Genomic DNA, 3,802 nt, shown 5'->3' with positions numbered 1-3,802 from the left:
GTCAATGGACGGTTTGACCAGAGCGCGTGTGTTCGACTTAATCCTGTCAAAACTGTCTGAGGAGATGCGTTTGCTGAAAATGTCCATCGGGACATTGACCAACACCGGGCCGGGTTGGCCGCTTTCTGCCAGATGAAACGCTTTTTCAAGAATTTCCGCCATCAGATCGGCGCGATCCACCCGCCAGGCTCTCTTCACGAACGGTCTGTAAATCTCCCATTGGGCGGCATCGGCATGCAGGTTCACTTCCTGATGAGGATGCTTGCCATAATAGTGGGTCGGAATGTCACCGGCGATAACTACCATCGGAACACAGTCGAGCGCCGCATTCGCGACGCCGGTCGCACAGTTCGTCAGGCCCGGAGACAGGTGAGACAGGACCACCGACGCCTTGCCGGTCACGCGTGCATAGGCGTCGGCAGCATGGCTGGCGATCTGTTCGTGACGAACTGTGACGAAATCGATGGGGCTGTCCGCAAGAGCGGCCAAAACCGCAATATTGGTATGTCCGCACAGACCGAACACATGCCTCACATCACGCCTTTCAAGGTAATCGACGATATGTTCGGCGACGGTCTTGTGTTCCTTGACGATGGCGTCCATTACGCGACCTCCTGCCCGAAAAATTCACCGAACAGGTCTTCGTCAGATGGCTTGTCTTCCGGAATCGGCCGGCTGACCCAGGTGTAGTTCATCATGTGTTTCAGGGTCACGTTCTCGTTGGTGATGTTGCCACCCCAGATGCCGCAGCCGAGAGAACTGGTCATGGGCATGCCATTGGTAAAGCTGCCGGCATTGGCCTTTGATTGCGGCTGGCGAACCATCATGCGACTGACGGGGGCAAGTCGCGCAAGGCGGTCGATGTGATCATCGTCATGACTGTAGATGCCACAGGAGTGTCCCTTGCCTCCGACTTCATAAATCTTGCCGACCGTGTCGAGCGCGTCGTCAAAATCTTCGAAATGATACAGCGCCATCAATGTGGTGAGTTTCTCCTTGGAGAATTTGTGCTCGACCCCGATGCAGTCCTGGTTTTCGACCATCAGAAACTTGCGATCCTCGGGAATGGTGAACCCGGCAACCTCGGCTGTCTGCTGTGGTTTGCAAGCAATGGTCGGAAAGGTCCGGTTGCCTTTCTCATCCCACATGGCTTTTTCGAGCAGCGATTTTTCCTCGTCATTGCACAGATAGCCACCTTCTGCTTCAAGCGCCTTCACCATCTTCTCGTAGATTGAATTCTGGATGATGATGTTGCCGTCTGCCGAACAGCCTGACCCGAAATCACTCGTTTTGGACATGCGCGTGTTCCTGGCCGCAATCTCGATATCGGCTGTCTCGTCGATGACGATCGAGGAATTTCCGGCACCAACGCCAAAAGCGGGTTTCCCGCTGGAATAGGCCGCCTTGACCATGGGTTTGCCGCCAGTGGCGAGCGTCAGATCGCAGATTTCCATCAGATGCTGCGTCAGCGGGATCGAGGGATGGGTTACACACTGGAAAAGATCTTCCGGTGCACCGACAACCCGGCAGGCCTGCCTCAGAACGTCAGTCATCTGGGCCGTTGTGATCCGAGTGCGTGGATGCGGTGAGAAAATAACCGCGTTTCGCGCCTTGGCGGCATAGATCCCGGTAACCGGAGGCGTCAGCGCCGGGTTCGTCATCGGGATCAGGGAAGCAATCACACCAGCCGGCTTGGCGTATTTGACCAGGCCGCGCGCTTCGTCAACTTCCACGATACCGGTTGACTTCTGGCGCAGCGCATCGCGCAAGACCCCGTAGATCTTGAAACGCTTGCCAGGACGGCCCTCGCGATCACCAATACCGCTTTCGTCAACACCTTGTTGAGCCAGCCGTGTGAAAGTCTTTTCGTTACCGGCATACCAGCCGATTGCCTGCGCCAGGCGGTCCAGGTTTTCCTGGCTCCAATCTTCGATTTCAGCCATGGCAGCGCGTGCGCGCGCCAACATCTCAGTGGCCAATGCGCGGTCTTCTTCAGTGAGCTCTTTGCCCATAACTTTCCTCTTTGGTCTGAAGGGGAACGAGGTCGATCATGCGGCGTTGTGACCGCGCGGCCCCGAATTTCTGTTTAGCGTGCTGCAGGCAGCGGCGAGCGTGTTCTTCATAGCCAAGCTCGGCGACGCGTGCGGCATTGGGAAGTTCAATGGAATAGTCGACCGGAGGCATGCGCTCGATAATTCCGGCGAAGTCGATCCAGCCTTCTCCAGGGTAAAGCCGTGCATCACGGGCAAGCTGAATCATGCCCTCGCGCGTATCGGCAATTCCTGGCAGGCAATCCGAAATATGCAGAAAATGAAGCAGGTCTGAAGGAACATGGAGAAGTTCGCTGATATCCACACGACTGAGATGCAGATAGAGCGTATCGACGAGAATGCCGCCATTCGTCCGATCCGCCGCCCGGACAATGTCCAGAGCTTCGTCAAGCGTTCGCAATCGGGAGAACGAGGGAAACTCGAGGTCGACCGTCAGACCGAAAGGTTCTGCCAGATCACAGGTTTCGCCATAGACGTCGATCAGGAAATTCCGGTCGTCTCGCGTCTGTGTCCATGCGCTCATGATCATGCGCTTGGCTCCGAGTTCACCGCCGAGCTCAAGCGACCGTTCGAAGCTTTTCGGGTCACAGTCTTCGGTAATCCGTGCCAGCTCGACATCAAGAACTTTCAGGCCCGTGGTCGAAAGCGCCGTTTTGGTTGCCTGAACCTGCGCCTTGCTGACGGGAGACTGAGTGAATTCGCCTGGAACATGCATCGGGATGAAACGCGGGGACACAGCGTCATATCCAGCCCGTGCCGCAACATAAACCAACTCCGGCACCGTGGCGTTGATCAGCGTCAGATGCGCGAGAGAATACAGCGGTTGTTCCGGGTCGGCCTGATATGTCGCGGACATGCGCGGGCTCCGTAAGGCGTTTTAAAATTTATCCTGTGTTTTTAAAAATATCTGATATTTTGTTATTTATCAAATATTTTATGTTCACGAAAAGCAGATTCTCGTGAAGGGGAATAACTTCGATCTTTCAGAAGCTTACAGATCAAACGGTGATGACCGTCGATCGCGGTAGAAATTGGAGGTCAGATTTTTTGCCAGACAGAGTCGGTTTCCGCCGAGTTCGCAGAAGCTTCGACAAAACGAACACCTTTGGCTCCTTCAGCGACAGTGGGGAATTCCAGCCAACCCGGCGGTGGGCTCAGGCGGTCCTTGCGGGCTGCAACGGCCAGCGCATATTCGGTATAAAGATTAGCCCAAGCCTCAATGATCCCTTCCGGAAACCCTCTGGCCGCACGAACAAAACGTTCTGTCCTGGCGCTGACACCATGACCGTGACCCCGGCTGATGATGCGGTCTGGCTCACCAAATCTGTTGAACTTCAGGTGTTCAGAATTTTCCAGGTCCCATTCAAGCCCACCTTCGCTGCCGAAAATGCGCAGACGCAGTCCACCGCGCTTTCCCGGTGCGAGGCGTGTTGCCATCAAGGTTCCGGGAACATTGCCTTCGAACCTTGTGAACATGAACACAGTGTCCTCCAGCGGCTTGGGTGCACCGCAAACATGCATTTCGGCACGCAGGTGCGTGATCTCCAACCCTGAGACGAAACTTGCCAGATGAGCTGCATGCGTTCCGATATCGCCGGTACAACTTGTCCTGCCGGACTTAGCCGGATCCAGTCTCCATTTCACGTGATCGGCTTCAGCCGCAGTTTCGGGTGTCATCCAGTCCTGCAGGAATTCGACATGAATCTGATTGATCTTTCCGATCCCACCGGCAGCCACAATTTCCCGTGCCT

4 protein-coding genes are annotated in these 3,802 nt (G+C 55.5%); all 4 read right to left on the bottom strand.

All coding sequences use genetic code 11. From position 1 onward, the window contains the following. Positions 1-603, bottom strand: a 603-nt coding sequence (locus K5905_RS29540; RefSeq protein WP_297591172.1) for a thiamine pyrophosphate-binding protein, incomplete at its 3' end; no start/stop codon positions are given. Next, positions 603-2,012: an aldehyde dehydrogenase family protein gene (locus K5905_RS29535; protein ID WP_297591171.1), complete on the bottom strand. Its 1,410-nt coding sequence runs from the start codon at positions 2,010-2,012 to the stop codon at positions 603-605. The genes K5905_RS29540 and K5905_RS29535, both read right to left, overlap by 1 nt. Then, a complete protein-coding gene (locus K5905_RS29530) occupies positions 1,993-2,907 on the bottom strand; it encodes a sugar phosphate isomerase/epimerase (protein WP_297591170.1) in 915 nt (304 codons plus the stop codon). Before K5905_RS29530 ends, K5905_RS29535 begins: the two co-directional genes overlap by 20 nt. 182 nt (positions 2,908-3,089) lie before the next feature. Beyond that, positions 3,090-3,802 (bottom strand): Gfo/Idh/MocA family protein (locus K5905_RS29525; protein WP_297591169.1); only part of this gene is annotated, 713 nt, incomplete at its 5' end.

The organism is Roseibium sp. (assembly GCF_025698965.1).
GTDB lineage: Bacteria > Pseudomonadota > Alphaproteobacteria > Rhizobiales > Stappiaceae > Roseibium.
This window is presented reverse-complemented; position numbering and strand designations above follow the sequence as displayed.

Coding starts and splice junctions, on each gene's coding strand:
- K5905_RS29530 (WP_297591170.1), bottom strand. CDS start 2,907: ATGTCCGCGACATATCAGGCCGACCCGGAACAACCGCTGTATTCTCTC.
- K5905_RS29535 (WP_297591171.1), bottom strand. CDS start 2,012: ATGGGCAAAGAGCTCACTGAAGAAGACCGCGCATTGGCCACTGAGATG.